Source organism: Agarivorans sp. QJM3NY_33 (assembly GCF_050870865.2).
Taxonomy (GTDB): Bacteria; Pseudomonadota; Gammaproteobacteria; order Enterobacterales; family Celerinatantimonadaceae; genus Agarivorans.
Map to the genome: position 1 here is coordinate 3,381,600 of NZ_CP194039.2, position 18,636 is coordinate 3,400,235.

Below are 18,636 nucleotides of genomic sequence, written 5' to 3' on the forward strand. Positions count from 1 at the left end.
CAAACTTCCGTTCACCAAAAACTCAATCAACTCAAGCAATCGACTCACTCAATCAACTCATCAATTAACCAACGCCAAGCCCAAAGCTCAGCAGGCCAATAGCCAAATCAACCACACCAGCGCTAAGCCAATGCAGCCCCTTTCAACCAAGGCAATAGCCCTTGGAATTGCCTGTGGCGGTGATAAAGGCCCATGCCCCATCGGCGGCTTTTGGTGCAGCACGCCATGATAATAGGTGGGCCCACCAATACTGATCCCCAAAGCGCCAGCTCCGCTGGTCATGGTGACGCCTCCATTGGGGCTGGCACAATGCCGAGCCTGCTGTTGCCAGCACTGTAGCGCCAATTTGAAATCGCCCTGAACCGCATAGCTCAGCGCAGTGAGCCGTGCGGGCAGCCATGCCAGTAGATCATCGAGTCTGGCACTAACATAACCAAACTCTAAATACTGAGAGGTTTTATAGCCCCACATCGCATCCAAGGTATTGGCTAAGCGAAATAACAACGCACCAGGTGCGCCCAAGAGCACAAACCAAAGCATCGGTGCGATCACCGCATCATTCCCATTTTCCAGCACCGATTCGATGGTCGATGAGCTAATCGCAGTGGCATCCATACGCTCGGTATCACGACTCACGATTTGCGCCAACTGATACCGCGCCTGCGCCATATCGCCCTGCTGTAAAGGCCGATAAATCTGTTGGGCATGTTCACTTAAGCTACGGCCACCCATACTTAAATAGAGGATCAGGCTGCTGGCGACAAACCACGCCAAAGGCGAGCGCACCAACAGCCAATGACAAGCGCCAAAGCATAGCAATACCGGCGGCAGCACCGCGAAGCTCCAAGCCAAAGCACCTTGTTGTTTTTCACTCAAGCAAACCATCGCGCGACAGCGCCGCTCAATGTATTGCGCCAAATTGCCAAACACGACCAAAGGATGACAACGGCTAGGCTCGCCTAGGGCTTTATCTAAACCCAGCGCCAGCAGTAAGGCCAATGCGCTGGCTAAACTTCGATCGGCGAGGAGCGCTTCAAGCCACATCGGCGGCCTCGTATACCAAGGCCTCGGGTAAATCAAACAGGCTCAGCGCTTCGGCTTCACCAAGTACATGGCCTTGCTGAGTAGCCCAATCCCGGACCCGCTCATTCAAGGCGATCAACTTGGCTCCTTGCAGGGCCTCGGCATGATGTTTATAGAGCGAGGCGGCAATCGCACTATCTTCCACCAATAACCAGTCAACCGACGGCAATGGATAAGCCAAGGCTTGACTCAATCGCTGACCAATATTGTGGTAACGACTGTTAGGATCTCGCTCCAAGGCATCCAGCGTTAAGATCAATGCATGTTCCGACAGTACTGCAGGGGCAATCCCCAACGCTTCTAAAGCCCGACAAACCGCTGGATCATCACTCCCCATTGGCATCCTAAATTGACGAATATCCCGCTGCTGCTGTTTTAAGCTCTGCCACCACAGTTTAAAACTACTTAGATCGGCAAATCCCAGCTCCACTTGATTGGCAAAAAATCGCCAATCTTCAGCATGAATGCTCGACTCGCAAGGTAAACTATCCACCTGAATCACCTCAGCCCCAAGCTCGGAAATCGCCTGCTGTTGTGGGTAGTAACCACACAGCAGCACTCTTAAGCCAAACAAGGGCAAACGAGCACACCAGTCAAATTCCTTGGCTTGGGCAACCACTTCTCCAACAATCACTAAAGCAGGGCCAGCCTGTTGTAAGCCTGCGACTTTATCGGCGATACTCGCCAGCGTCGCCACAACACAGTGATGGTCGGCACTAGTCGCCGAAAATATCAGCGCGATCGGCGTCTCTGGCGAGCGTCCCTGACGAATAAAATTCTGCACATGTTTGGCCAATTGTTTAGCCCCCATATACAACACCAGAGTGCCGCCGTCTTGTCCAAGCGCACCCCAAGAAGCAATGCTATCACTAGATTTATGACCACTCACAAAGGTCACACTCGAAGCGATCCCGCCACTGGTTAAAGGAAAGCCAGAATAGGCAGCAGCACCTAAGGCAGCGGTGATGCCGGGCACTAACTCGTAGTCAATCTGATGAGCTTCCAAATCGCGGCATTCTTCGGTCATTCGACCAAAAATACAAGGGTCGCCCGCTTTTAAACGCGCCACTCGTTTACCTGAATGGGCGAAAGCCAATACATCGGGATGCATCCCGTAATCAATATGACAGCCCTGATAGCCACGATAGCCCACCTGATAGAGCTGCACATGCGCAGGCACCACCGATAATATGGCGGCACTCACCAGTTTGTCGTAGCACACCACATCACAATCACTGAGTAGTTGTTTGGCGCGACAGGTGAGTAGGCCGGGATCGCCGGGACCCGCACCAATTAGATAAACTTTACCCTTACTCATCGAAAGCCTCCTCGCTTAACGGCGCAATGCTTGCCTGACGGCAGGCGTGGGAAAAACTGGGGTCATATAACTTTGAATCGACAAAATCATCGATGGCCAAAACCTTGCTCACGATGATCATCGCTGTGGAACGGATCTTCGCCTGATGCATCTTGTCGGCAATATCGGCCAGCGTACCCCGAATGATCCGTTGCTCTGGATGTGAGGCCTTTTCAACCACCGCCACTGGCCAGCTCAAGGGATAAACTTCACTCAATTCACGGACCACCTTACGGATCAAAGTTGCGCTGAGAAACAAACACAGGGTGGCTTCGTGCTGCGCCAAAGATTTAAGGTTTTCCTTCTCCGGCACCGGAGTGCGCCCCGACATGCGACTTAGAATAATGGTTTGGCACTGCTCAGGCAGGGTCAGTTCCTGACCGAGCGCAGCGGCGGATGCTTGAAACGAAGACACTCCCGGCACCACCTGCCAATCAATCTCCAGCGCATCCAAACGGCGAACCTGCTCGGCCAGCGAAGAATAAATCGATAGGTCGCCAGTTTGCACTCTGGCCACATCCTTGCCTTGCTGCTTCGCCTCAAGGTAAACCTGAGTGATAGCATCCAGATCCATATCTGCAGAATTCAAAACTAAAGCGTCGACGCGCGCACGCTCAATCACCGCTTTGGGCACTAAACTGCCGGTATACAGCACCACTGGACAAGTCTCGACCAACTTCGCGCCTTTCACCGTAATCAGATCCGGGTCACCGGGCCCCGCACCAATAAAAAATACCGTCATCACTGTTCCTCTTGTCGCTGCTGTAGTGCCCGCCCGGGCGTTTGTCCGTCTCGGGTTTCACCATCTTGCAAGGTATATTTGTTGTCGTAACCACGCGGGGTTACGATCCAATCTTTAAAACGAAAACTGCTATTATTGCCAACAATCACCGCAGCGTTCATGGCAAACTCTAAGTCAGTAAATTTGTCCAAAGTCGATAATTGCACCGACTGCTCTGGGCGATAAGCCGCATTCACAATCGCCACCGGGGTTTTGGGGTGACGGTGTTGCAGCAAAATTTGCTGTGCTTCAACAATCTGTTGCTGGCGCTTACGTGAACGTGGGTTATAAAAAGTAATCGCAAAGTCGGCAAGTGCCGCCGCTTCAATGCGCTTCACAATGACTGGCCAGGGGGTGAGTAAGTCCGATAAGGAAATAGTGCAACTATCGTGGCCCAATGGGGCTCCGACTAAAGAAGCGCAGGCATTGGCGGCGGTAATTCCGGGCACAATTTCCAGCTCAATATTAAGATCGTTGGTGCTCACTAACTCGAGGATCAGCGGCGCCATGGCGTACATCCCCGCGTCACCCGAACAAACCATCGCCACATTGTGACCTAACTGCACTTGCGATATCGCGGCATCGGCACGTTGCCACTCTTTAGTCATACCACTGCGTACAATGGTTTGCTGACCCAATAAGGGCTGGATCAATTTGATGTACAAGCCGTAACCCACCACCACGTCAACCGACCGAATCACCTGCTGGGCCTTCACCGACATCAAATCTAAACTGCCAGGGCCTAAACCCACTAAATATAACTTAGCCAAAAGCTTGCTCCTGCTTTGCCAACTTCATTTGAAGTGGTCTTTTGAACCCATATTTGATTAACATGCAGCGACTCCCGATTGTCGCTCAAGGATATCTTCAACGGCGGCAAAATGTTCCACGGAAAATAACGCCCGCAAAGGCCGATCCTCGGCCAGCGCTTGAAATAGCGTTTTCCATTGCGCCTCAGAAAACTGTTCAATATTTTTTAACCATAAAGCGTGATTGGCCTGACTGGCCGGATCCACATGGCGTTGATAAATCACCATAGTGGCACGCTGTCGACAAGCACCAACGCAATGGCTACGACTGATTTTGATCCGCTGTTCACCACTGGCCAAACCCATCGTCTTCAGAATAGCGCGCAAGTCGTGGGCTAAAGATTGACTGCCGGCCTTGGCGCAACGACTACCTTCACATAAAAAGATATGTTGACGGTGATGCAACATTGGACGATTTAAGTCGACATGCTCAGGCTTGCAGCGGCAGCCTTCAACAACCGGATTACCATGCGCGTTCAGTTTAGGCTCTGCGCCATGGCGCGCTTGGCCAAACCAATTTTTCCGTTGTTGTTGCTTAAGCGGTTCACTAAAGCGCAAGCGGCAACAGGCTAAGGTAAGATTATATCCCTGCTGAGTGAACACCCACTTACTTACAAGTAGCTGCTCACTGTGGGCCTGGCGTAATGCCGCAGCTTCGGCGACCGAATCACTCCCGGTGATTTTTTTCACATAGGTTGAAGGATTTTCCACCCCAGCTAAACCATCAAGCTGGGGAGCCGGATAAGTCACAAACGGCCACTGTCGCTTAGCCGATAAGGCGAGCAAGGCCGACTCATCGGCTTTGAGGTCGATGCTGGCAAATCCCACCACCGAATCCAGACTCAGATGAAACTGTTGGCTAAACTGCGCAAGCCCGGCCTCAATGACCGCCAATGGCGTGTTTCGGTCACAACCAATGCCCAAGACCAGCGACTTTGGCCGCCATAACACCAGCTTATCTTGCCAACCCGCAGCGATAGGGCTTAAGTCATCACTGATTAACACTGCCCCGTGAAAGTCCGCTGCCGACAAATCGTCAAGTTTGCTGTGACAAATCAAATGAGCAGGCATCCGTTTCTCGAAGGTCCACCAGCGTTTATCACCCGCTTGTTGCACGATTGCCACCGGCTGCTGATTCACCACCGCCGCAGAAACGCGAGTGATTGACGCCTCGCATGTCGGGTCGAGCTGCCAAGCAAAGGGCGCACCCAACATATCCACCGCAAGGGTTTCAGACACATCGGAGGCGGTGGTTAATACTGGCTGCGCCTTCAGTACATAAGCAATACGTTCGGCCAGTTGATTGGCCCCTCCTCGATGCCCCGATAACAGCGGGATCACAAAATTGGCCTGCTCATCAATACACAGCACCGCAGGATCGTGGCGTTTATCCTGGATCAAAGGTGCAATCACTCGGCTTACAATGCCGGTCGCACAAATGAAAATATGTCCATCATAGTCTGCAAAACGTTCACTGAGCGCTTGGCTCAAGGGAAACGACAAGGGGTTCACCCGCTCTGGCGTGGCGTCAAACAGCTCTAAACCCACCGCGGAGATAAATAGCTCGGCGAAGGGTAAGTGCTTGGCAAGCCGACGGGCTTGCTTGGCGCCGTTTAAGGTAATGGCGTAAATGGCTAGTTTCATCGGGATTTAGGCCACCGCAATATGTTTCGAAGCGCCATCCGCGTGGCGCAATACGCCACGGCGCGAACGAATAGAAATCTGTACCATCGAGAAGTAGCGATGCTCGGTGGGGACCTCATCGAGTCGATGATAAATTTCTTGCTGCTCACTACTGGCATGAGACACGTAGGTGGCTGCATCCTCCAAACCCAGCAGTTTTAACTTGGCTGATAACTGGCTAATCATTCGTCCCGCTTTAATCAGAATAATCGTGTCGAATTCTTCTACTAAGCTGGCTAAACACTCGATGCCATAGGTGGCGGGAACCACACAAAAACGCTCTTGACCATCGGCCAAAGGAATTTTGGTGGCTGCGGGCACCGCAGTAATCGAGGTAATCCCGGGCACAATCACCGGTTCCAAGCTCGGGGCAAGCTCCGCCAGCTCTTCCTGAATGTAGGCCCAGGTGCTATACACCGATGGGTCGCCTTCGGTGACAAAAACCACCGACTTGCCCTGCTGCAAGTACCCAAGAATTTGCTCGGCCGCCGCTTGCCAGGCAGGCACATTTTGCAAGGGGTCACGGGTCATCGGAAAATGTAAAAAGCAGGCTTCACCATGGAGTTCGTCTTCACTGACCGCGCCACCGACAATTTGCCAGGCGAAGGAGTCAGCCTTACCCTTGGTTTTTTCTGGGATGGCAATGATATCCGCCTGTTTGATTAAACGAACCGCCTTCAAGGTGAGTAACTCACTGTCGCCTGTACCCACGCCAACGGCATAGAGTTGGCCGTAATGCTGATGTTTTGCTTGATTCACAATAGGTCTCCTGACACTGGTTTGCTAATCGAAAATAAATGAATAGGATTTTCCGCCTGATAGCGCTGATAGTTAGCCAGCGGCTGCGTTTGCGCCACGTTCACCAACTGCACCTGAAACCTCAGATTTTGCTGTTTTCCCCACTGGTAAAGTTCTGCCACGGTGTCCAAGGTAACCGCCGAAATCAGTAGTCGACCCTGTGGCTTCAGCACCTGCCAACAATGGTCGAGGATCAACTGCATTTGACCACGACTGCCACCAATAAAAATCGCATCGGGTGGGGCTAAATCTTGCAGCGCTTGCGGTGCTTTGGCTTGCACCAAACAAACATTATCGGTGCTATGAGCGTGTATATTGTGTTCAATGCCGGCATAACATTCGGGATTAGATTCAATCGCAAATACCTGGCCCTGCCAGCAAAATTTTGCCGCTTCGATAGCGATAGAACCGGAGCCTGCACCGATATCCCAGACCGTATCTGCGGGACGAATTCTCATTGCGGCCAGCGCCAAATGACGCACTGGCTGTTTACTAATCAAACCGTGTTGTGGGCTCCGTTTGCTAAAACAACTATCTTCAGAAAACTGGCCATAGCCGCCCCAGACCAGTTCACTTTGCCGCAGCGCGATAATCAGGTTTAAGGGGGAAAACGGCTCGGGGTGGGCGGCTAATTGCGCCACACTAAACTCACTGATCTGTTCATTTACATCCGCTAACTGCTCACACACGCTTAAGCGCCAGTCCGCTTGATTAAACTTGGCTAAGTGCTGAGCAATCACCTGAGGGGTATTTTTATCATCGGTCAAAATCGCAAACAAACTGGCTTGCTGCATTTGACTCACCAAGCCTGCCAGAGCTCGGCCATGGCAGGAAATGAACTGAGCCTGCGACCAAGGCAGTGCCAACTTGGCAAAGGCCAATTGGACCGAGCTTAAGGCCGGAATAAATGCCAATTCTTCGCGCTTCACTCGTTTGAGTAGCGCATGACCAATCCCGTAAAATAAGGGGTCGCCAGAAGCTAGAATCACCACTGCGCCCTCTTCGCTCTCATCAATTAACTCGTTCAACCATTCACTAAAACCCTGGCTCATATCGAGAAATAGCCCGTCAAATTGCGGAAACCATGCCATATGACGCGGATGCCCCGCCACCACCCGGGCCTGTGCTATCGCATTCACTGCGCGACTGGAAAGGCTAATGCAACCGTCTTCGTTCACCCCGACTACCGTAATGTTATTCATCATCATTACACCGACTGATATAACAAGGCGTGAACCGCAGACACCACAATCGGGCTGCCGCCTTTACGGCCCACACTGGCAATATAAGGCACTTGGTCTTGCTCGATCAGTGCCTGCTTAGATTCCGCCGCCTTCACAAATCCCACCGGGATCCCAATCACCAGCGCAGGCTTTATTTCGCCTTTCTCCACCAAATCAAGCACTTCAAACAGTGCCGTTGGCGCATTCCCAATGGCGATAATGGCACCATCCAATAAACCCAAATCCCGAGCCTTACGCATCGCCCAGACGGCACGGGTATCGCCATGTTGTTTGGCGCTGGTAATCACCCCTTTGTCGCTAATAAAGCAATACATTTGATTTTGATAAACCGATAAACGTTGCTCACTAATTCCCGAGCTAATCATCGATACATCACTAACAATTGGGCAACCTTGTTTGAGCGCATTCACCCCCGAGACAATGGCATCAGCGCTAAACTTAAACAATTGAGCAAACTCAAAATCTCCAGTGGTATGGATGGCACGCCGCACCACTGGCCACTGGCTGTCGCTGAAGGAATGTCCGCCATGAATTTGGGCGATTTCGCGATCGATAATCGCGAACGAGTCATTCTCTATTTCATGACCACGAGCGGTCATCTGTTGCATTCTATCCATCGGCCGAGATTCCTTTACTACTTTAAATTTTTTAAACGGTTCGGTATGACCCAGTGGGCGACCATCAAAATCAATCAGCATCAGCTCGATGCGCAATTGTTGAGCGGTATATCGTTGGGCATGCTGCTGCGCCTGCTGACACATTCTTAGAAAAAAGGGCAGCTTGAGAAATTGTTGTGGGTACTCGTCGCGGATCAACTCGAGCATTTGCCTTGCAGTATTAGCTTTGGCTATCTGCTCAGACAGTGCCAATTTCAAGCCCGATTGCTTGGCCAATTCACTCAAGCTCTCAAAATCGATCGCATGGCCAGAGACATGGGTCATCATCCGACCCGAGACCAACTTGGCCATTTTGCCAATCATCGCAACAATGGTGACTTTTTTGACCCGATAGCGTTTTGCCGCCCGTAAACCAACCCCAATGAAATCCCCCGCTTGGATAAAAGCCAGGCTAGCTAAATCAGGAAATTGCTGCATCGCTGCCTGTTCAGAGCGACTGCCTGTGGTCAAAATTACATGTGCCGCCTGATGAGTTTTCGCTAACTGAATGGCTTGTCGAACTGAGGCCGCAAAAGCAGAGGTTGAAAAGGGTTTAACCGTGCCACGGGTGCCTAAAATAGAAATACCACCTATCAAACCGAGACGTTGATTAATGGTTTGTTTGGCAGCTTGTTCACCGCCCGGTACCGATATCGTCAACTCTAAACCCAAGGAACCCTGCTGCGCCGCAGCTGAGGGTTGCCATTCCAGCATCGCCATATCGATAATATTTTGCCGGGGTACCGGATTAATTGCCGGTTCACCCACAGCAAGCTCCAAGCCTTCCAGAGTGACTGTTGCAACGCCACTGCCGCCCCGGACTTGGATCCCCGGTTGACCCGATAAACTCGCGGTACACTGAATTTCTAAACCATGAGTACAGTCGGGATCATCCCCCGCATCCTTAATCACTCCAGCGGTAACATGACTAGAACCACTGAGACTGGCGATGGCAAAACTGACAAATTCACGATTCGGGAGCTGGATTTCGATTTCTGAAACCGGCTGTTGACTGAGTAAACACCTCACCGCAGCGCGTGCGGCGGCTGCCGCACAGGCACCGGTGGTATATCCACCTCTCAGTTCTTTATTACTGGCAGAACGCTTTAATCTAGCCACGGGAGCCCCCCGCAGGATCAACAATAAGCGCCAAATAGTGGTCGTCTCGACCGCAAAAGTAATGGTCGGTGTGATATTGATGGCTTTTTAGGACAAGACTAGCCGATACAACGGCGAACACCGCGTTTAGCATAGACACAAGTATTCCTTCCTCGTTTAACAACCAAGTAAATCGTCATCGATAAATGACGGACACTTAAAAAACAAACAGCACGGAAGGAACTCATGAGAATAATCGTTCACTGAGAAATCCCGCCCAGAATCTTTGAAATACATTTACACCAACTTTTATCATTGAATACTTAGCAGGTTCTGGCTTGTGATCACGAGATCACTTACAGTTGCGGGAACAGCTTAGGAATTGAACCTAATTCACTTTTAACCAAATAAGGACACTGGCACTAAGTATTTTTAAAACATCCGTTAAGACATATAACCCTCAACAAAACTAAACATTAACAAGCGTTTCACCCTCATGATTTAAACTATTTCTAAATTCTTGAGGGGTTATATTGTAAGCATTTCTAAAAACCTTACAGAAATAGCTAGAGCAGGAGTAACCCAAATTGTGAGCAATCCTAGAAATAGACCAATCGCTATACTGTAGCATTTTTTTAGCACCAATTAGACGCTGCTGATTCACGTATGAATTAAACCCCACACCCATTTCTTTCTTAAATAACTTACTAAAGTAATGTGGACTTAAATAAACATAATCAGCAATATCCTCTAAAGATATATCTTCAAAATAATGAGCTTCAATATAACGAACCGCTTTCTTTATTTTACTATCGTAAGAATGATTTGAATCATGCGATTTAAATATATTTTTTATATCATACTTGTCATTAATGACCACAAAATCCAAATGTTTCTTAATTGAATCATCGACCAAAGTTTTTAATAAATCTGCTGCAGAAAATAACTTGGGATAATCTACCGTGATGATTTTTTCATAATCTTCAACTAACTCGGCATTTTGCATCCATTTTTTATCCACTGGTTGAATATCACCCAAAGATACAAAGTTATTCACCCGAACCTGACCACAAAGCACAAAGCCAACCAAGTGCCCATTCACCTCCAGTGGGATTGAAAAATCAGTCAAACCCGCATGACAACGGTAAACACAAGGTTTATTCACCTTAGAAGCTTCCAACCCACCGCAGCGGTCACTATTCTTACAACGAGCATATAAATCGGGATCTTGGCGGATCCGTTGACAAAAATCAGTAAAGTTAAAACTGGCAGACACTTCACGTCCATCAATATCCACCAATACCACCGCCAAGCCCGTTGCATTGGCAAAATCTTGCAGTATTTTATTAATACCTTGAGATTCTAAAAAACTGTCCGGTTTCATTGTCTAAGCAACTCCCTGTTTATTTAGAATGATCATCCATTACAACATCACAAACTTTACAATATTAAACATTTATAACTTTGATTTAGCGCTGATTTAAGTCATCGGATGCTCAAATATTTATCACGCTAAACGCTTTCTACGACACTCTCTTTTTCAGTCTCGGTATCATCGGCCAAATGACGGGTAATAAAGTAGCGATATCCAGCACCACCCAGACAAGCACCAATCAGCGGAGCCACAATTGGAATAATAAAATAGGGAAGCTCACGCGCTCCGGTAAAGCTCACTTTTCCCCAACCCGCCACAAAGGCAAATACTTTAGGACCAAAATCACGCGCAGGATTCATCGCAAAGCCAGTTAAAGGGCCTGTTGCAGCGCCAATCACCGCCACCAAGATCCCAATCAATAACGGCGCTAGCGGCCCTTTGGGAACACCATTGCCATCATCAGTTAAGGCCAAAATTAAACCCATTAAAGTCGCAGAAATAATCACTTCTACAGCGGCTGCACGCCAAGTCGGAAGATCGGGATGTGGATAAGTACTAAAAATACTCGCAAGATACAGGCTTTCATCACTACCGCGTAGCATATTATGGCTTTGTTCAAACACCGTAAACAGGTCCGCATAGATGAAATAGCACACGGCAACCCCAAAAAATGCACCAGCGACCTGGGCGAGAATGTAAGGTACAACTTTTTGTTTATCAAAGTTGGCAAACAACCATAAACCCACGGTCACCGCAGGATTAAGATGCGCCCCAGAAATTCCCGCAGTTAAGTAAACCGCAAGTGCAATCCCCAAGCCCCATACAATACAAATTTCCCATAAACCAAATTGCGCGCCTGCCAATTTGACTGCGCATAAACAAGCCGCGCCAAAGAACAAAAATAAGCCAGTGCCTAAAAACTCCGCGATACATTGGCCTTTCAATGAATCCTTCATAGCTATTCCTTCACTTCGTATTCTCAGTAAACTTTAATTTGCACCACCATAAATTAATCGCTTTGGTTATTTATATTGTTTCAGCAACAAATGGATGGTACCCAATAATCACGCTGCTAATGTTAATCCTGAATAATTTTATGTCATGCTAATAAATTGTCATCTATACACTAAGTAAATGTAACTCTGCGCCTTAGGAATGCTAAAAAATTGGTTTAAATACACCTCATTCTAACTTTTATCTTTTATATTCATGGAGATAATGCAAAACCATCAATGCTAATTTTTTGTCATAAACAAATTCTTTAATTGTCGTATAGCTCATGTTTTCGCTATTTATTTAACCAATGTCTCGATTTCAACAAGTCGGCCTGAGTGATTTATTCGCCTATCCGAATGACGAGCAAAGCCTTTATATTCCGCCTAAGCCTGTAAGTTGATGACAAATTTTTATTGTCGGCACCGCAGATTATTTCCATTCCACACCTTCAAATGGACAATTTTTTTGCTTAAACAAAGGCTAGATTAATGCCGAGAGTTTTACTGTCTGTTCACACATAGCAAATATAAATAGAGGTTTATTATGCAACAAGAAGCATTAGGAATGGTTGAAACCAAAGGGCTAACCGCCGCAATTGAAGCCGCTGACACCATGGTTAAATCAGCTAACGTCGATTTAGTCGGTTACGAAAAAATTGGCTCAGGCTTAGTCACTGTGATTGTTCGTGGCGATGTGGGTGCTGTGAAAGCTGCCGTTGACGCAGGCTCATCTGCAGCGGCCAATGTTGGTGAAATCGTCGCCACTCATGTGATTCCTCGTCCCCATACTGACGTAGAAAAAATTCTACCAAAAGGACTTGAATAATGAACAGCAACCTGGTCGATACCGTCATGGCTCAGGTGATGGCGAAAGTAAATGATCAAACGGATGTAGCTCCTCCACAACCCAACCAGCAACGAGGCGAAAAAATGGTCGAGAAAACCTGTGGTTTAACAGAATTTGTCGGTACGGCAATTGGCGACACCATTGGCTTAGTCATTGCGAATGTCGATAACGAAGTACTCGACGCGATGAAGCTAGAGAAACGTTATCGCTCTATCGGTATTTTAGGTGCCCGCACCGGTGCAGGCCCGCACATTATGGCTGCCGATGAAGCGGTAAAAAGTACCAACACTGAAGTCGTCAGCATTGAACTACCGCGCGATACCAAAGGTGGCGCAGGTCATGGTTCTTTAATCGTATTTGGCGGCGAAGATGTATCTGACGTAAGACGCGCAATCGAAGTCGCACTTAAAGAACTCGACCGCACCTTTGGCGATGTATATGCCAATGAGGCCGGTCATATTGAGTTGCAATACAGCGCTCGCGCCAGTTACGCCTTAGAAAAAGCTTTTGGAGCCCCACTCGGAAAAGCCTGCGGCATCATTGTTGGCGCCCCTGCGGCTGTTGGCGTATTGATGGCCGATACAGCGGTGAAATCAGCCAATGTTGAAACTGTCGCTTATAGCTCCCCAGCCAACGGAACCAGCTTTAGTAATGAAGCCATCTTAGTGGTTTCTGGTGACTCAGGCGCAGTTCGTCAAGCGGTGATTTCAGCTCGTGAAGTTGGCAAAACCCTACTTGCAACAATGGGTGACGAGCCAAGCAACGATCGTCCGTCTTACATCTAAGCCACGCAGAGGTTGTTCCATGAAATCAAAACGATTTGAAGCATTAGCAAAACGCCCGGTCAACCAGGATGGTTTTGTGAAAGAGTGGATCGAAGAAGGGTTTATCGCAATGGATAGCCCGAATGATCCAAAACCATCGATTAAAATAGTCAATGGTGACGTGGTTGAGCTCGATGGCAAAACCAAAGCCGACTTCGATTTAATCGACCATTTTATCGCCCGCTACGGCATTAACTTGGCCAACGCTGAAAAAGTGATGGCAATGGATTCGGTGAAACTCGCCAATATGCTGTGCGATCCAAATGTGCCACGCAAAGAAATTGTGCCACTGACTACCGCGATGACACCCGCCAAGATTGTCCAGGTAATGTCACATATGAATGTAGTTGAGATGATGATGTCGATGCAGAAAATGCGCGCCAGAAAATCACCTTCTCAACAAGCTCACGTCACCAACATCAAAGACAACCCAGTACAAATTGCTGCGGATGCTGCCGAAGGTGCATTACGTGGCTTTGATGAACAAGAAACCACCGTGGCGGTTGCCCGTTACGCGCCGTTTAACGCCATTGCCTTACTCGTCGGTTCACAAGTTGGCCGTCCAGGGGTATTGACTCAATGTTCATTGGAAGAAGCCACCGAATTGAAGCTCGGCATGTTAGGCCATACCTGTTACGCCGAAACTATTTCAGTTTATGGTACAGAACCGGTATTTACTGACGGCGATGATACACCTTGGTCGAAGGGTTTTCTTGCCTCTTCTTATGCCTCTCGTGGCCTAAAAATGCGTTTTACCTCTGGCAGTGGCTCAGAAGTTCAAATGGGGTATGCCGAAGGCAAATCGATGCTATATCTGGAAGCGCGGTGTATCTACATCACCAAAGCAGCCGGGGTTCAAGGCTTACAAAATGGCTCTGTGAGCTGTATTGGAGTTCCTTCAGCGGTCCCTTCAGGTATTCGTGCGGTATTGGCCGAAAACTTAATTTGTTCAGCGCTAGATTTAGAGTGTGCGTCTAGTAATGACCAAACCTTTACCCACTCAGATATGCGCCGTACCGCTCGCTTATTGATGCAGTTTCTGCCTGGAACTGACTTTATTTCTTCTGGTTATTCAGCAACGCCAAACTACGACAACATGTTTGCCGGTTCTAACGAAGATGCCGAAGATTTCGATGATTACAACGTAATTCAACGCGACTTAAAAGTTGACGGCGGATTAAACCCAGTGCGTGAAGAAGATGTGGTGGCGACTCGTAACAAAGCTGCCCGCGCCTTACAAGCCATCTTCAAAGGCATGGGTCTACCAGCCATCACCGATGAAGAAGTGACGGCAGCTACTTACGCTCACGGCTCTAAAGATATGCCAGAACGCAACATGGTTGAAGACATTAAAGCAGCACAAGAAATCATTGATCAAAACCGGACGGGTTTAGAAGTAGTGCAAGCCTTGGCAAAAGGTGGTTTCGAAGATATCGCGCAAAATATGTTGGATATCCAAAAAGCTAAACTAAGCGGCGATTACTTGCATACCTCAGCCATCATCGTTGGCGACAACCAAGTCCTTTCTGCAGTCAATCATCTCAATGACTATGCCGGACCCGGTACCGGTTATCAACTTGAAGGTGAGCGTTGGGAACTGTTGAAGAACATTCCAAATGCCTTAGACCCGAATGAGTTTAATTAAGGAAGCTGACTATGGAAATCAATGAAAAACTATTGCGTCAGATTATTGAAGACGTAATCGGCAACATGCAAACGCAGCCGCAAGCGGTGTCGTTTGATAGCACGCCGAATCAGCGTGCAAGCTCAGGCTTTTTACAAGACATGGGCGAAGCAAAAATCAGTACCAAACGTGATGAAGTTGTCATTGCGGTTGGTCCAGCCTTTGGCTTATCACAAACCGAAAGCATTGTTGGCGTGCCGCACCAAGCGATTTTACGCGAAATGATTGCAGGTATTGAAGAAGAAGGTCTCAGTGCGCGCGTGGTACGTTGCTTTAAATCATCGGATGTGGCCTTTGTTGCCGTGGAAGGTGAAGAGTTATGTGGTTCTGGTATTTGCGTGGGGATCCAATCTAAGGGCACCACCGTGATTCACCAAAAAGGCTTGCCACCACTTTCTAACTTAGAGCTATTTCCACAGGCACCTTTGCTCACCCAGGAAACCTATCGCCACATAGGTAAAAACGCCGCCAAATATGCAAAAGGTGAAACACCACAACCGGTGCCTACCATGAACGATCAGATGGCGCGACCTAAGTATCAAGCCAAATCTGCGGTCTTACATATCAAAGAAACCAAACATGTGGTGACTGGTAAAAAAGCCGTCGAACTGAAAGTTGCCGTTTAATAAGGATGATGAAATGAATTCAGAAGCGATTGAATCAATGGTTCGAGACGTGCTGGAAAAAATGACCAACCAGCAAGCCTCGATACCGAGTGCCAGTGCAACACCGAAGAGTTCCGGCGGTGTCACAGTGGATGATTACCCTTTAGTCACCAAACATCCTGACTGGATCAAAACCCCAACTGGTAAAACCGCCGAAGACATCACGCTTGCCAACGTGTTAAACGGCTCGGTAACCAATCAGGACATGCGGATCACCCCTGAAATTTTAAGAATTCAGGCTGAGGTCGCAAGAGATGCTGGGCGTGATCGACTCGCGCTCAACTTCGAGCGTGCCGCTGAACTCACCGCGGTACCCGATGACAAGGTATTAGATATTTACAATGCCCTGCGTCCTTACCGCTCAAGCAAGCAAGAGCTAATGGACATTGCTCAAGAGTTAGAGAGCAAGTACCAAGCAAAAATCTGTGCCGATTTTGTTAGAGAAGCAGCAGAACTCTACGTACCGAGAAAGAAACTGAAAGGCGACAACTAATTTCTTTTTCATTCGACAGATTATTTGAAAATAAAAACGGAAAGATTATGAGCTACATTGTTGGTGTTGATATTGGCAACTCATCCACAGAAGTCACTTTAGCAAAACAAAGTGAGGGTAATGAGGTGCAGTTCATCTGTGCTTCGATTACCGAAACGACTGGGATCAAAGGCACTAAACAAAACCTCATGGGGATTTATAAAGCGCTAAATCAATTAGTCGCCAAAGCTGGGATCGCCCTCGAGGATCTTAATCTTATCCGTATTAACGAAGCCACGCCGGTGATCGGTGATGTTGCCATGGAGATGATTACCGAAACCATCATCACCGAGTCAACCATGATCGGCCACAACCCTAAAACGCCTGGCGGTTTAGGGGTTGGCGTAGGCATCACGATTACCTTTGATGAATTATTAAAGCGCGACAGTTCAGAACCTTATCTGCTGGTAGTGCCAAAAAATATCGACTTTGCCGATGCCGCCCAGATGATCAATGCCGCCAGTCAAGCGGGTTACCAGATTGTCGGTGCAATTCTACAAAATGACGATGGCGTGTTGGTCAATAACCGCCTCGACAAAGTGATTCCAATCGTTGACGAGGTCAGCTTCATTGAGAAAATCCCGATGGGGATGCGCGCCGCAATTGAAGTTGCCCAGCAAGGCCAAGTGATTAAAACTCTGGCCAATCCTTATGGAATTGCCACCCTATTTTCACTCAGTGCCGAAGAGACCAAAAGCGTGGTGCCGGTAGCGCGCGCCTTAATTGGTACGCGTTCGGCGGTGGTGGTTAAAACGCCCAAAGGCGATGTGAAAGCGCGGACCATTCCCGCTGGACAACTTTCCTTATTTAGTCGCGGTCGTAGTCTCAATATTGATATTACCCAAGGTAGCGAAGCGATCATGGACGCTGTTACCTCATTTGAACACTTAGATAATGCTTCCGGTGAAGCTGGCACCAACATTGGTGGCATGTTAGAGAATGTTCGCCAAACCATGGCCGAACTCACCAATAAACCCAGCAACGAAGTATTTATTCAAGACTTACTGGCGGTTGATACCTTTGTCCCCATGAATGTACAAGGCGGTCTGGCTGGTGAATTTTCCTTAGAGCATGCCGTGGGTATCGCCTCCATGGTGAAATCAGATCATCTACAGATGGCCCGCATCGCTGAAGAGATCCATCACACCCTAAACATCGAGGTACAAATTGGAGGGGCCGAAGCCGAAGCAGCTATTTTAGGTGCACTCACTACCCCTGGTACCGATAAACCGATGGCGATCCTCGACTTAGGCGCGGGTTCTACCGATGCCTCCATCATAAATGGCAAAGGCGACATCATTGCCATCCACTTAGCGGGTGCTGGTGAAATGGTCACCATGATCATTGCCGCTGAATTGGATTTACAAGACCGCTACTTAGCCGAAGACATCAAACGTTATCCGCTCGCGAAAGTCGAAAGCCTATTCCATATTCGTCACGAAGATGGCTCAGTTCAATTCTTCGATAAAGCGCTGCCTTCGGAAGTTTTTGCCCGAGTGGTGGTGGTCAAAGAAGACAACTTTATCCCGCTTGATGGTGAACTCACCTTAGAAAAAGTGAAGGCCATCCGGCAAAGCGCTAAATCTCGGGTTTTTGTCACTAATTCTCTGCGCGCTCTCAAGTCCGTGAGCCCTACGGGCAACATTCGCGATATACCTTTCGTGGTTTTGGTCGGCGGCTCTTCACTCGACTTCGAAGTGCCACAATTGGTGACCGACGCCCTTGCCCATTACCAACTGGTTGCAGGCCAAGGCAATGTTCGTGGCTGTGAAGGGCCACGCAACGCGGTTGCCACGGGTTTAATTTTGTCTTTAGCTAAAAGAGACCCCACCAATGACATTGAATAACAAGCCCAGCATCTTGATATGTAGTTCGGAAATTGACTTTCCAGAAACATGGCAACAAGTACTTTTAGGGATTGAAGAAGAAGGGATCCCCTACCAAATTCGCCAAGATGATGAACCGCAAATAAACCATCGAGCCTATCGTGCTGCACAAGCATCAGCGCTGGCGGTGGGCATTGCCTGCTCATCACAGGAATTGATCGTACATCATCGTAACTTACCCGAACAGCAACCTTTGTTTCGAGCGCAATTAACGCCCACACCGCCACCAAGTCAACTCAGAGATTTGGGGAGCAATGCGGCACGCTTAGTCAAAGGTATTCCGTTTAAGAACACGCTTTACCAGCAAGGAGAATAACAG

General features: G+C 48.5%; 18 protein-coding genes and 1 riboswitch. Of the genes, 7 read left to right on the top strand and 11 right to left on the bottom strand.

Features of this window, described 5'->3' with window-relative positions; translation table 11 throughout:
* Positions 1–87 precede the first annotated feature (87 nt).
* The 11 genes from cbiB to ACRRSY_RS15290 form a co-directional block, all read right to left on the bottom strand.
* On the bottom strand, positions 88–1,044 hold the full coding sequence (gene cbiB, locus ACRRSY_RS15240) for an adenosylcobinamide-phosphate synthase CbiB (protein WP_432452392.1): 957 nt from the start codon (positions 1,042–1,044) through the stop codon (positions 88–90).
* Entirely contained in the window at positions 1,034–2,401 is a 1,368-nt protein-coding gene (gene cobA / locus ACRRSY_RS15245) for a uroporphyrinogen-III C-methyltransferase (RefSeq protein WP_432463602.1), read from the bottom strand. The genes cbiB and cobA overlap by 11 nt, the downstream gene beginning before the upstream one ends.
* Positions 2,394–3,182 (bottom strand): precorrin-4 C(11)-methyltransferase, encoded by a 789-nt coding sequence (gene cobM / locus ACRRSY_RS15250; RefSeq protein ID WP_432452390.1) that lies wholly within the window; start codon positions 3,180–3,182, stop codon positions 2,394–2,396. The genes cobA and cobM overlap by 8 nt, the downstream gene beginning before the upstream one ends.
* A complete protein-coding gene (cobJ, locus tag ACRRSY_RS15255) occupies positions 3,182–3,991 on the bottom strand; it encodes a precorrin-3B C(17)-methyltransferase (protein ID WP_432452389.1) in 810 nt (269 codons plus the stop codon). Before cobJ ends, cobM begins: the two co-directional genes overlap by 1 nt.
* A gap of 57 nt (positions 3,992–4,048) precedes the next feature.
* Entirely contained in the window at positions 4,049–5,674 is a 1,626-nt protein-coding gene (locus tag ACRRSY_RS15260; RefSeq protein WP_432452388.1) for a cobalamin biosynthesis protein, read from the bottom strand.
* A 6-nt stretch (positions 5,675–5,680) separates the two neighbouring features.
* Positions 5,681–6,472, bottom strand: a complete 792-nt coding sequence (gene cobI / locus ACRRSY_RS15265) for a precorrin-2 C(20)-methyltransferase (RefSeq protein ID WP_432463603.1) — start codon at positions 6,470–6,472, stop codon at positions 5,681–5,683.
* A complete protein-coding gene (gene cbiE / locus ACRRSY_RS15270) occupies positions 6,469–7,719 on the bottom strand; it encodes a precorrin-6y C5,15-methyltransferase (decarboxylating) subunit CbiE (protein ID WP_439033330.1) in 1,251 nt (416 codons plus the stop codon). The genes cobI and cbiE overlap by 4 nt, the downstream gene beginning before the upstream one ends.
* Positions 7,719–9,530 carry a cobalt-precorrin-5B (C(1))-methyltransferase gene (locus ACRRSY_RS15275; protein WP_432459769.1) on the bottom strand — a complete coding sequence of 604 codons (1,812 nt, stop codon included), beginning with the start codon at positions 9,528–9,530 and terminating at the stop codon, positions 7,719–7,721. The genes cbiE and ACRRSY_RS15275 overlap by 1 nt, the downstream gene beginning before the upstream one ends.
* Positions 9,523–9,669: a hypothetical protein gene (locus ACRRSY_RS15280; RefSeq protein WP_432459770.1), complete on the bottom strand. Its 147-nt coding sequence runs from the start codon at positions 9,667–9,669 to the stop codon at positions 9,523–9,525. The genes ACRRSY_RS15275 and ACRRSY_RS15280 overlap by 8 nt, the downstream gene beginning before the upstream one ends.
* 148 nt (positions 9,670–9,817) lie before the next feature.
* A riboswitch (cobalamin riboswitch) is annotated at positions 9,818–9,951 on the bottom strand.
* Positions 9,952–9,978: 27 nt separating this feature from the next.
* Complete coding sequence (locus ACRRSY_RS15285; RefSeq protein ID WP_432452383.1) at positions 9,979–10,893, bottom strand: PocR ligand-binding domain-containing protein; 915 nt, start codon at positions 10,891–10,893, stop codon at positions 9,979–9,981.
* A 128-nt stretch (positions 10,894–11,021) separates the two neighbouring features.
* Positions 11,022–11,840: an MIP/aquaporin family protein gene (locus ACRRSY_RS15290; protein WP_432452382.1), complete on the bottom strand. Its 819-nt coding sequence runs from the start codon at positions 11,838–11,840 to the stop codon at positions 11,022–11,024.
* A 583-nt stretch (positions 11,841–12,423) separates the two neighbouring features.
* Here ACRRSY_RS15290 and pduA point away from each other — a divergent pair.
* Genes pduA through ACRRSY_RS15325 form a run of 7 tightly spaced genes read left to right on the top strand, consistent with a single transcriptional unit; the run spans position 12,424 to position 18,633 of the window.
* Positions 12,424–12,705, top strand: a complete 282-nt coding sequence (pduA, locus tag ACRRSY_RS15295; RefSeq protein WP_432452381.1) for a propanediol utilization microcompartment protein PduA — start codon at positions 12,424–12,426, stop codon at positions 12,703–12,705.
* Positions 12,705–13,511, top strand: a complete 807-nt coding sequence (gene pduB, locus ACRRSY_RS15300; protein WP_432459771.1) for a propanediol utilization microcompartment protein PduB — start codon at positions 12,705–12,707, stop codon at positions 13,509–13,511. Before pduA ends, pduB begins: the two co-directional genes overlap by 1 nt.
* Positions 13,512–13,530: 19 nt before the next feature.
* Complete coding sequence (pduC, locus tag ACRRSY_RS15305; protein WP_432452379.1) at positions 13,531–15,195, top strand: propanediol dehydratase large subunit PduC; 1,665 nt, start codon at positions 13,531–13,533, stop codon at positions 15,193–15,195.
* Positions 15,196–15,206: 11 nt separating this feature from the next.
* The gene (locus ACRRSY_RS15310; RefSeq protein ID WP_432452378.1) at positions 15,207–15,860 is read left to right on the top strand and encodes a propanediol/glycerol family dehydratase medium subunit; all 654 of its coding nucleotides are present in this window, start codon (positions 15,207–15,209) and stop codon (positions 15,858–15,860) included.
* A gap of 13 nt (positions 15,861–15,873) precedes the next feature.
* Positions 15,874–16,392 carry a propanediol dehydratase small subunit PduE gene (gene pduE, locus ACRRSY_RS15315; RefSeq protein ID WP_432452377.1) on the top strand — a complete coding sequence of 173 codons (519 nt, stop codon included), beginning with the start codon at positions 15,874–15,876 and terminating at the stop codon, positions 16,390–16,392.
* A 47-nt stretch (positions 16,393–16,439) separates the two neighbouring features.
* On the top strand, positions 16,440–18,278 hold the full coding sequence (locus ACRRSY_RS15320) for a diol dehydratase reactivase subunit alpha (protein WP_432459772.1): 1,839 nt from the start codon (positions 16,440–16,442) through the stop codon (positions 18,276–18,278).
* Positions 18,265–18,633, top strand: coding sequence for a glycerol dehydratase reactivase beta/small subunit family protein (locus ACRRSY_RS15325; RefSeq protein WP_432459773.1), 369 nt, complete (start codon positions 18,265–18,267; stop codon positions 18,631–18,633). The genes ACRRSY_RS15320 and ACRRSY_RS15325 overlap by 14 nt, the downstream gene beginning before the upstream one ends.
* Positions 18,634–18,636: the final 3 nt, after the last annotated feature.